Source organism: Catalinimonas alkaloidigena (assembly GCF_029504655.1).
Classification (GTDB): domain Bacteria; phylum Bacteroidota; class Bacteroidia; order Cytophagales; family Cyclobacteriaceae; genus Catalinimonas; species Catalinimonas alkaloidigena.
The window spans coordinates 370,928-389,563 of the sequence record NZ_JAQFIL010000001.1; the positions used below are offsets into that span (position 1 = coordinate 370,928).

17 protein-coding genes are annotated in these 18,636 nt (G+C 44.3%); 8 read left to right on the plus strand and 9 right to left on the minus strand.

From position 1 onward, the window contains the following. Positions 1 to 78 precede the first annotated feature (78 nt). From OKW21_RS01530 to OKW21_RS01540, 3 genes are all read left to right on the plus strand, one after another. A complete protein-coding gene (locus OKW21_RS01530) occupies positions 79 to 1,953 on the plus strand; it encodes a CBS domain-containing protein (protein ID WP_277476611.1) in 1,875 nt (624 codons plus the stop codon). Between the two features lie 19 nt (positions 1,954 to 1,972). Further along, positions 1,973 to 3,142: a succinylglutamate desuccinylase/aspartoacylase family protein gene (locus tag OKW21_RS01535; protein ID WP_277476612.1), complete on the plus strand. Its 1,170-nt coding sequence runs from the start codon at positions 1,973 to 1,975 to the stop codon at positions 3,140 to 3,142. 162 nt (positions 3,143 to 3,304) lie between these two features. Beyond that, positions 3,305 to 4,411 carry a transporter substrate-binding domain-containing protein gene (locus OKW21_RS01540; protein ID WP_277476613.1) on the plus strand — a complete coding sequence of 369 codons (1,107 nt, stop codon included), beginning with the start codon at positions 3,305 to 3,307 and terminating at the stop codon, positions 4,409 to 4,411. A 41-nt stretch (positions 4,412 to 4,452) separates the two neighbouring features. Here the strand turns inward: OKW21_RS01540 and OKW21_RS01545 are convergent, their stop codons facing one another. Both OKW21_RS01545 and OKW21_RS01550 read right to left on the minus strand, forming a co-directional pair. Then, complete coding sequence (locus OKW21_RS01545) at positions 4,453 to 4,863, minus strand: response regulator (RefSeq protein ID WP_277476614.1); 411 nt, start codon at positions 4,861 to 4,863, stop codon at positions 4,453 to 4,455. A gap of 40 nt (positions 4,864 to 4,903) precedes the next feature. Continuing rightward, the gene (locus OKW21_RS01550; protein ID WP_277476615.1) at positions 4,904 to 7,201 is read right to left on the minus strand and encodes a PAS domain-containing sensor histidine kinase; all 2,298 of its coding nucleotides are present in this window, start codon (positions 7,199 to 7,201) and stop codon (positions 4,904 to 4,906) included. 379 nt (positions 7,202 to 7,580) lie between these two features. Between OKW21_RS01550 and OKW21_RS01555 the strand changes: the two genes are divergently transcribed. Beyond that, a complete protein-coding gene (locus OKW21_RS01555) occupies positions 7,581 to 8,138 on the plus strand; it encodes a hypothetical protein (protein WP_277476616.1) in 558 nt (185 codons plus the stop codon). Positions 8,139 to 8,174: 36 nt separating this feature from the next. Here the strand turns inward: OKW21_RS01555 and OKW21_RS01560 are convergent, their stop codons facing one another. From OKW21_RS01560 to OKW21_RS01575, 4 genes are read right to left on the minus strand one after another with little or no spacing between them, the layout of a single operon-like run. Continuing rightward, positions 8,175 to 8,975: a DUF4097 family beta strand repeat-containing protein gene (locus tag OKW21_RS01560; protein ID WP_277476617.1), complete on the minus strand. Its 801-nt coding sequence runs from the start codon at positions 8,973 to 8,975 to the stop codon at positions 8,175 to 8,177. A gap of 1 nt (position 8,976) precedes the next feature. After that, positions 8,977 to 9,843, minus strand: coding sequence for a DUF4097 family beta strand repeat-containing protein (locus OKW21_RS01565; RefSeq protein WP_277476618.1), 867 nt, complete (start codon positions 9,841 to 9,843; stop codon positions 8,977 to 8,979). A 7-nt stretch (positions 9,844 to 9,850) separates the two neighbouring features. Beyond that, on the minus strand, positions 9,851 to 10,642 hold the full coding sequence (locus tag OKW21_RS01570; RefSeq protein ID WP_277476619.1) for a HEAT repeat domain-containing protein: 792 nt from the start codon (positions 10,640 to 10,642) through the stop codon (positions 9,851 to 9,853). Next, the gene (locus OKW21_RS01575) at positions 10,639 to 11,190 is read right to left on the minus strand and encodes an RNA polymerase sigma factor (RefSeq protein WP_277476620.1); all 552 of its coding nucleotides are present in this window, start codon (positions 11,188 to 11,190) and stop codon (positions 10,639 to 10,641) included. The genes OKW21_RS01570 and OKW21_RS01575 overlap by 4 nt, the downstream gene beginning before the upstream one ends. A gap of 241 nt (positions 11,191 to 11,431) precedes the next feature. On the opposite strand from OKW21_RS01575, the gene OKW21_RS01580 reads away from it, so the two are divergent. Together OKW21_RS01580 and OKW21_RS01585 are read left to right on the plus strand one after the other, a co-directional pair. Beyond that, entirely contained in the window at positions 11,432 to 12,445 is a 1,014-nt protein-coding gene (locus OKW21_RS01580; RefSeq protein ID WP_277476621.1) for a glycoside hydrolase family protein, read from the plus strand. A 44-nt stretch (positions 12,446 to 12,489) separates the two neighbouring features. Further along, positions 12,490 to 12,996: a DUF2911 domain-containing protein gene (locus tag OKW21_RS01585; RefSeq protein ID WP_277476622.1), complete on the plus strand. Its 507-nt coding sequence runs from the start codon at positions 12,490 to 12,492 to the stop codon at positions 12,994 to 12,996. Between the two features lie 3 nt (positions 12,997 to 12,999). Here the strand turns inward: OKW21_RS01585 and OKW21_RS01590 are convergent, their stop codons facing one another. After that, positions 13,000 to 14,454, minus strand: coding sequence for an AGE family epimerase/isomerase (locus OKW21_RS01590; RefSeq protein ID WP_277476623.1), 1,455 nt, complete (start codon positions 14,452 to 14,454; stop codon positions 13,000 to 13,002). 132 nt (positions 14,455 to 14,586) lie between these two features. Here OKW21_RS01590 and OKW21_RS01595 point away from each other — a divergent pair, with 132 nt between their 5' ends. Then, positions 14,587 to 15,444, plus strand: coding sequence for a polysaccharide deacetylase family protein (locus tag OKW21_RS01595; RefSeq protein WP_277476624.1), 858 nt, complete (start codon positions 14,587 to 14,589; stop codon positions 15,442 to 15,444). Positions 15,445 to 15,952: 508 nt separating this feature from the next. After that, positions 15,953 to 16,408 carry a cold-shock protein gene (locus OKW21_RS01600; RefSeq protein WP_277476626.1) on the plus strand — a complete coding sequence of 152 codons (456 nt, stop codon included), beginning with the start codon at positions 15,953 to 15,955 and terminating at the stop codon, positions 16,406 to 16,408. Positions 16,409 to 16,496: 88 nt separating this feature from the next. On the opposite strand, the gene OKW21_RS01605 is transcribed toward OKW21_RS01600, so the two are convergent. Continuing rightward, on the minus strand, positions 16,497 to 17,066 hold the full coding sequence (locus OKW21_RS01605) for a TetR/AcrR family transcriptional regulator (protein ID WP_277476628.1): 570 nt from the start codon (positions 17,064 to 17,066) through the stop codon (positions 16,497 to 16,499). A gap of 28 nt (positions 17,067 to 17,094) precedes the next feature. Then, entirely contained in the window at positions 17,095 to 18,456 is a 1,362-nt protein-coding gene (locus OKW21_RS01610) for an alpha-amylase family glycosyl hydrolase (protein ID WP_277476629.1), read from the minus strand. Between the last annotated feature and the right edge of the window lie 180 nt (positions 18,457 to 18,636).

Here is an 18,636-nt window from a genome sequence, read left to right on the forward strand (position 1 = left end):
TTTGCTGTTTTCTTCATTATTCGCTGGAAAAAGCTATTTTTAGAACAATAGGCGTACTTGTCTTTCAGAATACATAATATGGGGGAACATAGCGTAAATAGCCAACTCAATCATGAAAAGCGGGCAGCATTTATCAGGCATCTGCTTGATGACCTTCAGGCGCTGGAGTACATGCTTGCGCATGGGTTGATAGAAGATGACATCGTCCGCATCGGGGCGGAGCAGGAATTTTGCCTGGTGAATAACAACTGGCGGCCTACCAAAAATGCGGAGCAGGTGCTAAAATCTATTGATGATCCACACTTCACTACAGAGATTGCCCGCTACAATCTGGAGATCAACCTTGATCCGCAGAAGATGAATGCTGACTGCTTCTCCCGGCTGGAAAAGCAACTGAACAGCCTGCTGGCAAAGGCCAAGGCAGGAGCAGAAAAGCATGACACGAAAATTGTACTTAGCGGAATCCTGCCTACCATCAGCAAGAATGAACTGGAACTGGAGTACATGACGCCTACACCCCGCTATCGCGCATTGAATGAAATGATCAAGACATTGAGGGGTACAGATTTTTCTCTCCACCTGCGGGGCGTAGATGAACTTACCATTACTCATAACTCAGTACTTTTTGAGGCCTGTAATACGAGCTTTCAGCTGCACTTACAGATTGCCCCTCAGGATTTTATCGCCAGCTATAACTGGGCTCAGGCAATCTCAGGACCAGTATTGGGGATATGCGCAAACTCTCCCTTGCTGCTGGGCCGGGAGCTATGGAGTGAAACCCGTATCGCGCTCTTTCAGCAAAGTATTGACACCCGCAGTTCCTCTTATGCGCTCAAAGACCAGCAGGGGAGGGTAAGCTTCGGTAATGCCTGGGCTAGCGGTTCTATCGCTGAGATTTTTAAGGATAACATTGCTCAGCATAAAGTGATTCTTTCCAGGGAGATTGGCAGCAATGCAATGGAAGAGTTACAAAGAGGAAATACACCAAAGCTGGAAGCGCTCAACCTGCATAATGGTACTGTGTATCGCTGGAACCGTCCCTGTTATGGCGTAGGAGGGGGAAGAGCCCATGTACGTATTGAGAATCGGTATATTCCTGCTGGTCCTACTGTATTGGACGAAATGGCAAACTTTGCCTTTTGGGTAGGCTTGATGAAAGGCAGGCCCGCGAAATTTGAAGACATGTCTGGCTGCATGGATTTTCGTGATGCTAAGGCCAACTTTATCAAAGCGGCCAGAACGGGTAAAGAAACCATTCTACACTGGATGGGTAAGTCCGTATCAGTGGAGAAGCTAGTGACCAATGAGCTCTTGCCCATGGCCTATATAGGTTTACAAAAGGTGCAGATTGACCGGAAAGATATAGACCGGCTGCTGGGTATTATTGAGCGGCGTACCCAAGGGAAAACCGGTGCGCAATGGCAGGTAGAAAGCTATCGCAATTTCAGAAAGCAGATGAAGCAGGATGATGCATTGCTGGCACTTACCAAAGCTATTTATGAGCATCAACAAACGGACTTTCCTGTACATCAATGGCCAAAAGTAGAAAGCAAACCAGCCATTCATAAGGCAGCAGAGCAGGTGGGGCATATCATGTCTACCCAGATGTTTACCGTGCACGAAGGTGACCTCGCTACTTTGGCCACCAGTATGATGCAGTGGAAAAATATCCATCATGTACCGGTAGAAAACCAGTCAGGAAAGCTCTGCGGACTGCTGACCTGGTCACATATGGAAAGTCAAAAAAAAGAAAATAAGGGTGATGAACGTACCGTAGCTGATATTATGATCAAGGAAGTGGTCACGGTGCAGTACCACACCAAAATCAGTGAAGCCATCCAACTTATGAAAAAGCATGAAATCGGCTGTCTTCCGGTAGTGCATGAGCAGGACCTGGTAGGCATCATTACTAAGCATGATATTAGCGCGTTTCTGCATGGTGAAGGTAAATAGCAAGGCACTTAAGCAATCCATGAAAATTGGCCGTATGATTGGCCAACTTAAAGGGCGCGAAGCCGGACCGACCATCATCTTTACGGGAGGTATTCATGGCAACGAACCGGCAGGTATTTTTGCGCTGGATAAGGTGATGAAGGAAATAAAAGATAAGGATATCCGGCTTAATGGAAATATTTATGCGATCAGCGGTAATTTGTGGGCACTGGAAAGAGGCGTGAGATATCATCAGGAAGACCTGAACCGCCTCTGGACGAGCGAAAAGATGGAAAGCTTACTGACTGGCAAACTCGAGGTGAAACATGAAGATATTGCGCAACAGATAGAAATATACCGCGTTCTCAGAACAATTCTGGATACCGGAGAAAGTCCGTTCTACTTCATTGACCTGCATACTACTTCCAGCCAGACTATTCCTTTCCTTACGGTAAATGATAGCTTGCTCAACCGGAAGTTTACTACACAATATCCGGTGCCTATGATACTGGGGATAGAAGAGTATCTGGATGGCCCTTTGCTGAGCTATATCAATGAGTTGGGCTATGTGGCTTTTGGTTATGAGGGAGGACAGCATGACGCTCTGTTTACTATAGAAAGCATGATTTCTTTTATTTATCTCAGCCTGGTTTTTTCGGGTAGCATTGAGAAACAGGCGATTGATTTTGAGTATTATTATCAGTTGCTCTTACAGTCTTCGGAAGCCTCCCGGGGCATATATGAGATTTTTTCTCGTTACGAGATCAAATCAGGGGAGGCTTTCCGCATGAAAGCGGGCTTTAGTAATTTTCAGGAAATTGAGAAAGGGCAAGTACTCGCAGAAAGTGATGGGCAATACATCTTAGCCCCTCATGATGGAAAAATATTTATGCCCTTATACCAGAGCCAGGGCAATGATGGGTTCTTTCTCATCCGTAAAATTCCTCCAGTATTTCTTCGTCTGTCTGCTTTCCTGCGAAAATTTCGTTTTGACCGCCTCCTTCCTCTGCTCCCCGGTGTGCGTTGGCTTACAGATCAGCATGATGTATTGCGTGTCAACCAGAATGTAGCGCGCTTTTTTGCCAAACAGTTTTTTCATCTCCTGGGATACCGGAGTAAGCAAATGGATAAAAGCCACCTGATTATGAAAAACCGGGAAGCAGCTTCAAGGGAGCAGGAGTACCAGCAAAGCTTTTGGTACAAACCATAGGCACAGCGTGAAAAACTAATGTTGTTTAGCGCTGGTCTATAAATGTCTGCTCCTGAAAAAAACAAAAAGTGCCTGAGGTGATTTTAATTGTATCATCAATACTTTTTAAACTGTCTGTGCTGAAAATCCTAAAGTAAATGGAGTGAGTAAGCATGAGAACCTATGAACATGCGTATTTTTTTAACGAAAACTTCTTTTTTAATATTTCCTTTGCTATTATTCTTTTCTGCCGGATTTGCTCAAGAGAATAGCCTGAATATAGGCAGAGACCCTAAAATAAAAGTAGCAATCCATTCACAGCCCCCATACATCATTCAGGGTAAGAATGACACCTGGGATGGTATCAGTATACAATTATGGCGTGAAGTCGCCGAAAGCTTACAATTACAATATCAGTTAGTTAATGTGCCTGAGGAGGAGCAGCAAAGTGCTTTGCAAAATGGTAAAATTGATGTTGCATTACTTGCTAACGTATCTGCTGAGAAGGACACTTTACTGGATTTCAGCTATTTTTATCATACATCTCATCTGGGAATAGCAATGATGCAAAGTAATAATCTGCGCGACATTGCTTCAGCCTTCTTCAGCAAGCGTTTCTGGAAAATTGCGCTGATGCTTTCTGTACTGCTGCTCATCGTAGGTACAGCGATCTATTTAATTGAGCGTACCAGCAATGATGATAACTTTGGGGGTGAGCGTTCTATCATCAGGGGGATAGGCGCTGGTTTTTGGTGGGCCGGCGTGACCATGACGACCATTGGCTATGGAGACAAAGCCCCCGTAACCTTTTTTGGCCGCGCAGTAGCCTTGCTATGGATGCTGATTGCCATGGGGGTGACCTCAGTGCTTACGGCAAGTATTATATCCGCTATGGGAGGATCATACAGCAAAACACTTAGCATACCTGATGACTTACGTGATATGAAAGTGGCCGCTGTAGAAGACTCAGATGCTGCTACCTATCTCAAAGAAGAAAATGTCAGCTATCAATCCTACCCAAGTCTGAAGGAAGCATTGCAAGCGGTAGAAAATAAGCAGCTTGAGGTAGCAGTCAGCAGTGTCGCCTTGTTAAAATATACGATTGACAATAGCCAGAACATCACTTTAAAAATACAGCCTCAAAAGCGTAATCCTCAATATTATGCTTTAGGCATAAGAGAAGAACATGATTTACTGGAAGATATCAACCGCGAAGTGATAAGAGTAATCAAGACGGACCAGTGGCAGCAGCAACTGGAGCGTTATATGCCTGAAAAGGCCGCGAAGTAAAAGAAGTCATGTTTCTGCTATTCAAGGTGATAATCCCGGCGCTATGAAGGATTGAGCTCATCCAGAATGGTTTTAACGCTTTCTTCTTTCAGCGGTTTATCAATGAATTTACAGATTTTATAATCCTTAGCTTTCTGTAGATCTTTAGCGTTTTGAGAGCTTGTTAGTAAATACACCTTGATCTGTGAGTGAGAGAGGCTCATTTCGTTCAGGGCATCCAGCACCTCAAATCCATCCAGTGCAGGCATGTTGATATCCAGAAAAAGCAACAGCAGGGTGTTATTTTTTTTAAGCTTTTCGTTGGTATCATTCACAATATTTACGGCTTCGTCACCGTCTGTAGTCACCATAATTTCATCTTCCCCAAACCCTAACTTTTCCAGTAGTAATTGGTTAATAAAATTAGTGATGGGGTCATCATCTACTAATAAAATACATTCTATCCCTTGCATTACTTACTTTATTCGTTTAAAAAAAAGCAACTGAGCAGCGCTATGTGTTTAAAAAATGTACGATAAACTCACTTCCTTCGCCTTGCCGGCTATGCACTTTCAGGTTACCTCCATTACTTTCTATGATACGTTTGATGGTATAGAGCCCGATACCGGTGCCTTCCACATGTGTGTGAAGACGCTTAAACATTTGGAATAGCTTCTGCTGTTGTTCATCGCTCAGGCCCAGGCCATTATCTTTTACTGACAGTACCACTGCACCCTCCTCAAAAAAGGTGCTAATTTTAATTACAGGAGGACGCTCAGCAGCATAATATTTTACAGCATTTGAAAAGAGGTTATACAGAATACTTCTAAGATTAGGCCTTTTGTAAATAATACTCGGAACCTGAAAGTCAAGCTTGATTTCAGGTGCAGCAGCATCAAGCAGGTGCTGGACATCCGACTTAATTTCTTCAAATATTTCCTCAAAACTGACTTCTTCACGGGTGGCATAAGCATTTTCATGCTGCATTTTAGTAAACTCAACGAGGTCAGTTATGGTTTTGTTGAGTTTACCTACAGAGGTATCTATCATATCCAGAAGCATCTTTTCCTTTTGGTTCGTTTTTCCAAGTATAGTTCCCCGAATAGCGAGCATGAGTCCTTCCAGATTGGTAATAGGTGCTCTAAGGTCGTGAGAAGCGGTATACACAAAATTATCCAGGTCAGTATTGATCCGTTCTAGTTCCAGGTTCTTCTGCTTGATCTCAGTGATGTCCATCACCACGCCTGCCATACGCAGGGCTTTTTTATTCTCAAAAAAAGTTTTGCCTTTAAGGGCTATCCAGCGGTCTTCCTGTTTAGCGCTTCGTATCTGCGTTTCCAGGTTGAGTTGTCCTGTCTCTTTTGCCAGCTCAAACTGCTCTCTTACATATTCCCTTTCTTTCGGTAGTACATGCTCAATCAGGTTTTCAAATCCCCAGTCGGGAGGCTGCTCTTTGTACCCAAATATGTAGTCATATTGCAAAGAGTGCGAAAACTCCCCGCTGTCCAGATCAAAGTCCCAGGTGCCCATCTCTCCGGCGCTCAAGGCAATGCGCAGGCTTTCTTCGCTTCTTTCGGCCAGTTTACGGGCATTGATCTGCTCAGTTACTTCAAAGGCAAATACCAGTATTCCGGAGATATTGCCTTCGCTATTGCGCATGGCCTTGTATACAAAGGTAAAATAATGATCATTGAGCTGTCCTGTTCTTTCAAGGTCAAGAGGAACAGCTACTTCATTACCAACGTAAGTCTCTCCGGTGTGGTAAACATGTTCAATGATGTTCAAGAGGTCTTGACCTTTGAGTTCTGGTATGGCCTCCAGCAGAGGAAGGCCTTGTAGCTGGCGACCCTGAAAGAGTTGCTGATACTTAGGGTTTACCAAATCAAAAACATGTTCGGGACCTTTCGAAGAAGCAACAAGGGCGGGAATGTTCATGAAAAGCTCTTTTAGTGCTTCGTTTTGCCTTTCCTCTTCCTGCCGGGCAGCTTCTTCCATAGCTGCAATACGCTCTCTTTCAGCAGCTTCTTTCTGCTCACTAATGTCAGTAATAATGCCTGACATACTCACAGCCTGTCCCTTGAGGTTAAACAAAGCTTTACCTTTTACCTGGATCCAGTGAATACTTTGATCGGGCCATCTGATTCTTGCTTCATAATTCAGGATACCATTTTGTAATGATTCTTCATAGCACCTCTGTGCATAGGCTCTGTCTTCTTCCAGAATATGCTGCCAAAACTGTTCAACTCCCCAGTCGGCAGGAAGCTCCTTATAACCAAAAATGGCACTGTGCCCAATAGAACGTATCGTAGCGTCCTGTACAAAATCCATATACCAGCTCCCCATTTTTCCTGCTTCCAGCGAAAGCTTGAGTATATCTTCATTCCTTTCAGCCATCTGTCGGGCTTTCACTATCTCGGTGACTTCCGTAGCAGTCTGAATAATCCCTGTGATATTGCCTTCAGCGTCGCGTAGTGGCTTGTAGATAATATTGAAATAGCAAAGGTTCATTCTTCGGTTTCTCTCCAATGTGGCAGGAAGCTCATTCCCCGAGAAAGGTTCTCCTGTTTGAAGCACTTTGGCCAGTATCTCCTCAAAGCCCTGTTCGGCTACCTCGGGCAGAGCTTTAAAAAGCGGCTTGTTGATGACCTGCTCATATTGCCGCCCCCATAATTCACACATGGCAGGGTTGGCCATTTCAATTATGTGTTCCTGTCCAACATAAATGCCTATGGCTACCGGGGCCTGCATGTATAATTGATGAAACCATTGAGATTCTTTAGAGAAGAGAGAAGTGTTGATGACTGATTTCAAACTCAAAAAATTTTAATGCACAAAGGTAAAAGAATTTGCATGTTGTATACAGCTCACTTTTAATACAATACAAAGATGCTGAAATGTTTAAAGAGCGACAACATCAGGTTTCCTGTGTATGGTGGTTTATATTAAGGCTATAAAGTAATAAAGGAAAACCGTAATTCTATGAATCTCTCATTAAACGGTGAGCTGGCAGCAGATATTTTTATTCCTAAATCAGAAAAATTAACTTTCTAATTTACTAATTTGATAAAAGCAGGATTTTTTTGATCTGAAAGGCCAGATTATTAAGATTGGTAGAATATCAAAAATGGTAAATATTTTTGAATGAAAATTTATTGATAGTATTTTGAATAAATCATTCAACAAGGAACGCTTGAGAACATATCCACTATTGTTTTGCTGTATACTTCTGGGCTTACTGCTGCTTAGTCATATTAGCTGTGGGCAGCGACAATTGGTGGTGCTGAAATACAATGAGGTAGTCGCTCGTTTCAATCCCGGTCAGCCTTTTACTTTTAAGTACAAAGCAAGCCGGGAAAAGGTGTCTACTTACATTCGTGATATATCAGACACTGCGGTAGTTACGTATGACGATACCGTGTCTATACACGAAATAGACAGAATTTATTTTAAACAGCATGCTTTCCACCAAACCTTAGGGGCCGCATTAGTGATTGTAGGGGTAGGTAGGTTTGTGATTGATCAGATCAATAATTTAGCTGTACATGGCAATAAACCCTCGCTGGACAGCGAGGTCAATGAGTTTTCCATCTCTACAGTTACAGCGGGGCTACCTATGCTGTTGATTAGGAAGAAATCGCAGAAAATGCTGTATAAATATAAGGCTATTATCATAGAGAATGACTCTTACCTCTATGCCAGTCCTAATCCGGAACCATACCCGTCTTCGTATTCAGAGAGGGGAAATTAGCATCATAAACAGTACAGCTTATGATGCTCTGAATATTTACCGTCTCCGGATATAAATATTGCCATTGTGGTTCTTGAAGATCACTTTAGGTCCCCCGCCATTGATGTCTCCCATAATGCTTTTGTCTACAGTAACTTTGTATACGCCATTCTCTTTTCGTTTATCAACACTACCCGACGCATTTACGTTGATGTCAAAATCAGTATAGATTTCTCCATTGAGTGTTTTCATCTGGGCAGTCATTTTGGTATTGCTAGGAAAGCTCACATCTATATCTCCGTTGAGGCTGCTGAAGGCCATAGGTGTATCAGGTGTCACTTCCAGAAATTCAACCCTCACATCGCCATTGACGGTACTGGCTACCGCAGAACCCCTGATGCCTTCCAGGCGAATACCTCCATTGACATTGCTCACTTCCATCTCTCCACTGAGTCCGCTGATACTGATATGTCCGTCATTCACAGTGCCAGCGTTTACAGAGAAATTGGAGGGTACGAGTATTTCAAGGTTAGACATTTGATTGGGCGGGCCGGCATCAATACGTACTTCATTATCCTGCTCAGTAGCATCCAGCCCAAAACTTGGTCCGGAGATCCTGCGCATACCATTTTTCGTATCTTCTTTGGTCGCTTTTTTCTGCCCACCGATGATGCGTACCACTACCTCCTGCCCATCGTAACTCTGTACACTGATAGAGCCTCTTACCATTTGTACCTCCAGTTGCCCGGCTTCTCCGGGACGACTAAGTGGGATAGCGATCTGCTCCTGCGCATGGGCTAGTCCTATGGCTAACAGATAAGTCAGCAGGGCAATTAATATAACTTTTATCAGTCTCATATCAGTACTTTTTAACATATACATTTCCGTTTAACACATTGAAATCAAGGAGTGGCCCGCCATTATTGATTTGTAGGAGGGTAGATTGGTTCAGACGATACATTTTCTTGTTCCCCTTCTCAGCACTGGTTTGCTCAATACCGGGTTTGGTTTGTACTTCAGGATAATTGGTATACAGGTCACCATTCATACTTTTGAAGCGCACGTCAGCACTAAGGTTTTCAGGGCAGATCACATTGATATCTCCGTTGATGGTATGAAACTCCGCATCCTGCGTTGGCTTTTGCGTATAGCTCACTTCTATCTCTCCATTGACCGTATGGGCTTCTGTAAGTCCGCTGACCTTGTCTGCCTTGATACTTCCATTGACATTATGCAGTTGAATGTTTTTGCCTTCTACGTTTTTGACCCTCACTTCCCCATCATTGACAGTAGATGCTTGCAGACTAACATTGCGGGGTACCCGCAGTCTGAAATCATAATGGGAATGATAGTCAGGATCATGGCGGTTAACATGGTAGTGAAACCGCCGGCCTTTCAACTCCGCTTTGACGTCCGGGTCTTCAGGGTAGATCAGGATAATGTCGCCTTCTACCCTTGTGATCAGCCGCACCTCTTCTTTGGCGTGCTCCAGAGCGGCTTGGTCTCTTCCCTTCAAAACCTGCCGGGCTTCCATTTCTACCGTATTGCCCTCATAACCTTCAATTTCTATACTTCCGCTGATATTCTTAAGGATAAGAAGGCGGTCGGTATTTTGCGCAAAGCTGAGCGAACGCCTGATGGTTTCTTCTTCCTGCACCCGCATTTTTTGGGCATGGGAATGCAGCCCACAGCAAATGAGCAGGGCAGTAAATACAATTCTTTTCATGATGTTTTCAGGTTAAAGCTTTGATACTTTTTTTGATTTCTTCGGCTACCATTTCGTTGAGTTCCTGTTGTTCCATCAGTTGCTGGAGAGCCTCTACCGACCTTTTCTCCTGGAGCTGTACCATGGCTTCTGCCAGCGCGATTTGTACCATAGGAGCCTCCTGTGCCGGTATAGATTGTACCAGGCCTTCGCGTATTCGGGGGGTGTGTGCATAATTCAGCAAAGCATCCAAAGCCGCCAGCCGTACATTGACATGAGGGTCTTCATTGAGCACTTTCAGAAGCGCTACACCCACCTTCCCATCATTTTGAGGCAGCTGGTTACTTATGCTTACTGCTTTAAGTCTCTGCGTAGCGGAAGGCTGTTCCAGTAGGTTGATCACCATCGTCTCCTGCATATTTTGTAACTCAGCGCGCATCGCTGACATCTGCTGTTCATAGCCACGATTAGTATTAAACCATAGTCCTATCATCAGTCCCAGCAAGAAGATGAAAGCCGCGGACAAAACATGAGAAAGCTTGACATCTGCCTGCAGGCGGGGAAGCCAGCTTCTCCAGCTCTGCTTGCGCTTCTCTTTGACCATCTCCTGCTCGAGTTGAGCAAAAAAGTTATGTCTGAGCTGCTGCGAAGGTTCCGGCGTCGGATAAGTTTCTGTCTTCATGTAAAATTGACGTAACTCTTCTATCTGCTCCTGCCGGATCACCTTAGCCTCAAGTAACTCATCCAGTTGATGCTGCTGTGCTTCACTGAGTTTGCCCTCCAGATAGTCTAGAACCAATATGATATGTTTATCCTTCATAATGCACTGAACCTTTCCAGTTTTTGAAAAATCTCTTTTAGCTCCCGTAGCGCACGGTATACTTTTACTTTGATATTGGCTTCGCTGGTGTTCTGCATATCGGCGATCTCCTGATAGCGTAGTCCCTGATAGCGGCTGAGTACCAGTACCTCCCGCTTGTCATCGCTCAGGTACTGCATGGCCTTTTCCAGCAGCCTGATTCGTTCTTCTTTCGTTTCCTGTGCGGCTTCTTCTTCCCACAGTTTCTCCACTTCTTTAAAATTATCAGTAGTCATTTTCTTCTTTTTCCGGTAGTGGTCAGCCAGCAGGTTACGCGCCAGATGGTACATCCAGCTGGTAAATTTCCCCTCTCCAGTGAAGGTATGCCGATACTTGATCATCCGCAGAAAGAGATTCTGCACCAGATCCTCGCTCAGCTCAGCATCCTGACACATGCGATAGTAAAAGCCAAAAAGAGGCCTGTGATGACGCTCAAAAAGAAGACCCATCTTCTCGAGATCACCGCTTTTGACTTTTAGCATGATGGCGTTGTCAGTGCTGGAATCCAAGTTTGGTAGTTTTGTCCGGGGAAACTTTGACTTTAAGGAAAGGTTACAAATAAATTTAATATTTTTCTCACAAGATAGTTTTGGGGTATGATGGTACTTTAGTGTGAAAGAGCGATGGTTTATAAATTATTCGTAACCACAGACTCTAATATCAAAACACTACATACAGGATCTTAGCACAACACTCAGAACCATAACACTATCGCTCCCTAACGCTAAACTTTAAACGACAACCTCAATTATGAAATTACCCATTTTTATTGTAAGCATTGTTACTTTATGTTGTGCCTGTTCTACTTCTTCCGACACTCAGCAAGAGCAGGAAAATATTTCATCAATTACCCCATTAGTGCCCCAGATTGAAGGCGACTGGTGGCAGATCGCTGCTAATCCTGATTTGGGTGAGCTTACAAGTGAGGAGCAGCAACCCGTAGACTTTGGCATCTGGCAGGCTGCTGACGGTAGCTGGCAGGTCTGGTCCTGTATTCGTAAAACCAATGCTCCGGGCAAAACTCGTCTGTTTCATCGCTGGGAAGGTAAACAGCTTCGCGATACGCTTTGGCAGCCTATGGGCATAGCCATGCAGGCAGATACCAACCTGGGCGAAGAGCCGGGTGGCATGCAGGCTCCTTATGTGCTTCAGCATGAAGGAGAATACCTGATGTTTTATGGCGACTGGAACCGTATCTGCCTGGCCAAAAGTGAAGATGGAAAGGAATTTACCAGAGTGCTACGTGATGGTTCTCCCGCGCTTTTTGGTGACACCACCGAAACCAATACCCGCGACGCGATGGTGAAACAGATCAATGACCTCTGGTACTGCTACTATACAGCCCATCCTGGCGATGAAGGTGCGGTTTATCTGCGCACTTCCGATAACCTTTATGACTGGAGCGACTCTCAGATTGTAGCTTACGGAGGAGAAGCGGCAGGCAGGGGCAATGGGCAATTCTGGCTGGCGGAATGCCCGCATGTGGTACAGCCGGCAGAGGGTGGAGCGTACTACCTGTTTCGTACCCAGAGCTACGGCAGGCTAGTGGGTGGTAAGCTGGAGAAAGCACAAAAAACCACGGTTTATGCTTCACCAGACCCCACAGACTTCGGAATTGATGACGATCGTTATTTTGTGGATTCTCTGGAAGTGGCGGCACCGGAAATTTTCCAGCATGAAGGGCAGTGGTACATCGCTTCACTCCAGGCTGATCTGCAGGGAATTCAGCTGGCCAGGCTCAATTGGGTAGCAAAGGAAGATTAAAAAGCATATCTTTCTGTCAATTACCAAAATTAAATTTTTTAAGTATGAAGATTTTAAATTCCTTCCTTTTATCAGGCTTTGCTTTCTTGCTTACCTTTTGCTCCCCACAAAGCCCCTCGGCCACTTCTGAGGGAAGTATAGAAGGTGTTAATGTCAGTGTGGATTACAGTTCTCCGAGAGTAAAAGGGCGACAAGGTAAGATATGGGGAGATATGCTGCCTTATGGAGAAGTATGGCGTGCCGGAGCCAATGCCGCCACTGAAGTTACTTTTGATCAGCCGGTAATGGTGGAAGGAGAACGTCTGGATGCCGGGACCTACAGCCTGTTTATGATTCCTGGGGAGCAGGATTGGACAGTCATCTTCAATGCGGCCACTGGTATTTCAGGTACTGAATATGAATCGGTCAAAGATCAGAATGTACTGGAAGTATCGGTGCAGCCTCAGAAAAACAGTGATTTAAGAGAAGAACTGAATTATGAAGTTACTGATGGTGAGCTCAGGCTGAACTGGGAATATCTGACCATACCCCTGGATGTGCAGCCTGCCTGATTCCTATCGCTTTCTCAGGCTCACTTCTACATGCTGATTTTTTTTGGGAGGGAGGCTAATGTATCCCTCCTCCTGACTGACCTGATTCCAGGCCTTACCGTTAACCAGCACTTTTTCTATCTCATATGCCATTTCTTCTATGGGTAAAGGATAGAGTTTTTCTTCATCAGCGTTGGTGATAAAATAATGTAAAGTAATGCGCTTGTGATTGGCCCACACATCCAGGTAGAGGTAGTTGAGAAGTCCGTGTTCCATGGCATGGTAAGAAGTTTTGGTCCTTACCGCCTTGTTGCCATTATCAATGCTTCCATCGGCTAATGCGCTGAGGTAGGCTCCTCCCAGCTTTTTGTCTATCAAATTCTGGTTCCAGAACTCGGCTCCTTTACGGAAGTTGTCCAGATACTTTTGATCCCCACTGCTGTGATATAAATAAAGCTGAAACATATTACCATAAGCCTGTACCCACCAGGGGCTGTCTTCACTGTGCTGCTGCGCATCCGCTACTTTGATTTTGTGGTACCAAACTCCACTTTCCGGGTGAAAGGCATATTGTAGTAACTGCCTGTTCAAATCCATAGCCTGCTTTTGATATTCTTCTTTGCCGGTCAGATCGTACAGACGCATGAGCATCCAGGCTACTTCTACGTTATGCCCGGTGTTCATCCACGCATTGCCTTGGGGCAGCAACTTCCACTGCTGATCATAGCCCTCCATGATCCATCCGCTTTCCTCATCAGTCATATTTTCCACTACTGTTTGCAAAATACGCTCGCTCATTTGCAGATATTGGGCGTCGCGGGTAGCGGCATAGAGGTAAAGTAAATAGCCGGACAGTGGGGCCAGTTGGGGAGAAAATACTTTATCTCTGTTTTTGATCGTCAAATCCTGCTGTAGCGCCCGTACATAACCTCCGCCATTTTGCGTATCCCAGGCATGTTGTTCCAGGAGAGCTATTGAGCGGTCTACATATGCTTTGACCTCACTATCTTTACGCATTACATAATACATGGCAAGGCCGGTAATAGCATAAGTCTGCATAAAAAGGTCTTTGGAGGCATCAACTACCTTCCCTGACCGATCCAGTTCGTTGTACCAGCCACCGTACTGCTCATCCCAGCCATGGGTAATGAGGTAATCATAGGTTTGGGCAGCCTGCTGTCGATATTCATCCTTTCCGCTAAGCATATAGGCTACGGTAGCACTGAAGAGGTGACGGGCAATCATGCCGGGATATTTATGATCGCCATTGAATGGCTTCCAGTCCTGATCCAGAAAGCTATGGTAGGCTCCATATTCATGATCTATGGCATGTGCTGTCCAGGGTTTGATGATCTCTTCAATAGCCTGCTTTTTCCAGTAGTTTCCTTCAGTGATAGGTTGTCCGGAGAGGATAGAATATTGACCAAAGAGGACGCATAAAATGAGTGTGAGTGAAGCTTGGTAAAGGTGTAGTTTCATTGGAAATTGTTGTATAGCAGCTTATTTTAATGAGCCCATTCTGTGTAGAAGAGAAACTAACCTACCCTTATGGCACAGGACAGAGCCGAACGGCTAATATGCTAATTTTCTGATATTCTGAAAACTATACTTATGAAACAACTCTATTTTCTACTGATTTTTTGCGCCATAAGCAGCCTCTTGTCTGCTCAGGATCAGCCTGTCCGTCTCATTGTACGCAGCGATGATATGGGCTTTTCGCATGCCGCCAACCAGGCCATGATAGAAACTGTGGAGGAAGGCATCACCACATCCATAGAGGTGATGGTACCCACCCCCTGGTTTCCAGAAGCAGTAGAATTGTTGAAAGCCTATCCAGGCCTTGATGTAGGCATACATATTACGCTAACCAGCGAGTGGTCAAATGTCAAATGGCGACCACTGACCAAAGCCCCCAGCATCAGCGATGAGAATGGTTATTTTTATCCCATGATCTGGCCCAACGACAATTACGGCCCTGAGCAGGCACTACAGGCACAGGACTGGGATATCAGGGAAATAGAGGAGGAGATACGTGCCCAGATAGAAATAGCAGTACGTAATATTCCGCAGATCAGCCACCTTACGGCCCATATGGGATGCACCAGTATGGCTTCCGAAGTAGAAGAAGTGTATCGCAGGCTGGCAAAGGAGTATAAGCTGGATATTCATCCTGAAGACCTGGGGGTAGCACGTGCCCGCTATGCCGGGCCTACCGATACACCCGCCCTCAAGCGCCAGAGCTTTATCAATATGCTGCAGCAACTGACTCCCGGGACGTATCTATTTGTAGACCATCCGGCTTATGATGTGCCTGAAGTGCGCGGGATTCGGCATACCGGCTATGAAGATGTGGCTGTTGACCGCCAAGGGGTCACGGATTTGCTAACTGATCCGGAGATCATTCAACTGGTCAAAGATCTAAACATAGCGCTTATCAGCTACGCTGACCTTAGAAAGTCTTCTCATTGACCTCTAAAAGTAATTCCTTCTGCTTACAGCATTTTACGTGAAGGAGCACTTTGAGCTTTAGCACTTGGGCCTTTCCTCTTTCATTGCTGATGGCAATGTAGCAATGGGTGGAGACCTGAGTAATTCAATATGGATTGATTAGCGAACAAGTGAAAAACATGAAGATCACTGTTTTATTTTGAGCTGTCATCACCAGATTTTTCCTGCCATATAACAGAAATAATATTTGTAAAAATATAGGGGGTTATGCAGAAACTTTATGCTGGCATACACATGTTGTGCATTTAATGCAGGGTAGATTGAGAAAGCTGGTTTAGCAGATTCGTAAAGTTTTATTACTTACACTGAATTGTTACTGGACAAAAAAATCTTCTAGAAACAAAGAAATTTTGTAGCTTTACTTTTCACATTTGTCTCTTGGAAATACTGAATGTCTTCTTTCTCCTTCCCTGATTCACAATGCATCATTTATCACCTAAAAAACATATTTTAATTAGTAAACACCATTATGGGCAGATCAAAAGAAACTGTAAACAAAAAAGAAACTGAAAAGAAAAAACAGAAAAAGAAGAAGGAAAAAGAGCAAAGACGATTAGATAGAAAAGCTAATGCCAAAGATGGTAACAGCCTTGATGATATGATCATGTACGTGGATGAGGACGGTAATTTCACTTCTACCCCTCCTGATCCTACCAAAAAGACAGAAATTAACGAAGAAGACATCGTAATCGGTGTGCCTAAAAAAGAAGCCGAAGAGCCTGAGGATGTGGTCAGAAAAGGTAGAGTAAGCTTTTTCAATGATTCTAAAGGATATGGCTTTATCAAAGACATAGATACCCAAGAGAGTATTTTTGTGCACCTGAATGGACTGATAGACAGAATCGCAGAGAATGACAAAGTGACTTTTGAAGTAGAGATGGGTATGAAAGGTCCTAACGCAGTACGTGTAAAGCTGGCAGAATAACAGCCCCTTTCTAGCTCGCTGGTTTTGTGAACTTGCTTTTTTTAGCCCAAAGTACGTCTGTAAACCTACATACTTTTGGCAAATCGTTTTATGAAAGTATACCGTGCATAAACTGGTGAACCAGTCGGTTTACCAGTTCATCATTTGCACTGGCCTTCTGCTGATTTAATAGCTGCTCAATATAAGCATTGAGCGTACCCAGGAAACTCACCGTATATTCCTTCTGCCTGCCTTGCATATTACCGTGCTGCTTGGCTGCTTCCCTAAACATATTCTCCAAAAGCTCATATTGCCTTTCTTTCAAAGGCAATATGGTTGCGTAGGCCTCGCTTTGAGGAGGAGAAAACAGTAGACTGAGTTGCATTCTGTAAAACAGCGTATGCTCACTGGCAAAATCAATATAAGCAGTAGCGATCTTGCGTAATGTGATTGTTAGATCACCTTCATACACGCCGGTCGCTTGGGTAGAGGTATATAGCACATCAAAATATTGCTGTAGCACGGCTTTCAGCAAGCCTCGTTTGCTGTCAAAATAATAATATAGCGTAGGCTTCGTCACCTCCGCTGCTTTAACGATCTGCTGTACGCTCACCCCTTCGTAGCCATAAGCAGCAAAGAGTGATACTGCCTGGGATATGATTTCTGTCCTTTTATCCATTCTATTTGTTTGTTATGGTCTGATAAGTTTATGCTACTTTCATAATTCTTCCCCAGTAGGGGTATAAGTTGATTTGAGTAGTATTGGCATTGAACTCAACACTTTGTTCAGGATTAAGCAGGTCTACCAACCTACGCCCTTTCAGCTCAGGGAGCTTAATATCCACACTTACTTCTTCAGCTGCTGCATTCACTATCACCAGTATGGTTTCATCATCACTTTGCCGCAAGAAGGCCAGTTGCTCATGCGTAACATGTACTTGCTTATAATTTCCATGCCTGAGTGCCGAAGAGGTTTTACGGAGCTGAGCAAGTTTATGAATCGTTTGTGCCAGATCAGGATGAGGGCTTATCTGCTCCGCCCTGCCAAGTTCTATATCCGGACGAAGAGGATGGTCATTTCCATTGACCTTTTTGCCTTCCCAGCCCCATTCACTACCGTAGTATAAGGAAGGCACTCCGGGTATGCTAAAGAGCAAAGTATATAGGGGATACAGATGACGCTGATCCGTAAGCGTACTGGCTACACGGTCTACATCATGATTGTCAGCAAAATTATAGAGAGGTAAGCCTTTGTACATGCCCGGATCATCAAACTGACGTTTGAGGGAGTGAGCGATCTCAAAATAATTGGCATCCACATGGCTGGAATACAGCCCCTTGTACACTTCATAATTGGTGGTAGCATCCAAAGTATCTTCATTGGTCCACTGACGATAATCCCCATGGATCACTTCTCCCATCAGCCAGAAGTCGGGTTTCATCTGATCCCGGAAGGAAGAGAGGGCTTTAAGAAAATCAATGTCAATATCTTCGGCTACATCCAATCTTAAGCCATCAATATCAAACTCATCTTTCCAGAATTGTACTGCCTGAAAAATATGCTCCTTCACCTCAGGATGGTGAAGATTAAGCTTGACCAGGCTATAATGCCCATTCCATGCTTCGTACTGGAAAGGGTCTCCGTATGGGCTGCTGCCATCAAAGGAAAGTCCGGTAAACCAATCGCAATAAGGAGACTTTTCACCATGTTCCAGCACATCCCGGAAAGCCCAGAAATCCCGCCCCACATGGTGAAACACCCCATCCAGAATAACGCGTATGCCATTTTCATGAAGGGTCCTGATAAGCTGTGCAAGACTTTCATTCGTGCCCAGACGACGGTCAACCTTAAAGTAATCTGCGGTATCATATCCATGCTCGCCTGATTCAAATAAAGGTCCCAGATACAACGCGTTGATGCCTAAATACTTTAAATGATTTACCCAATCGTAAATTTTGTCCAAACGATTTACAGCCGGTTTAGTGAAATCATTTTTTTCCGGTGCTCCGCAAAATCCCAGAGGATAGATGTGATAAAATATGGCTTCATGAGCCCAATGCTTGTTCATTATTTCTGTGTTTATAGATCTAAAATTTTATATACCTACCGGTAAGTATACATATTCAGCCAAAGAATAATTCATCACCTCGGAAAAAAATAAGTATTGCTTAGTGTCTTAAGCTGATAATCAAGCCAGTTCCTTTAGAATCTGAGATTTTTTATAGATTTTGGATGCTTTGTCGATCGT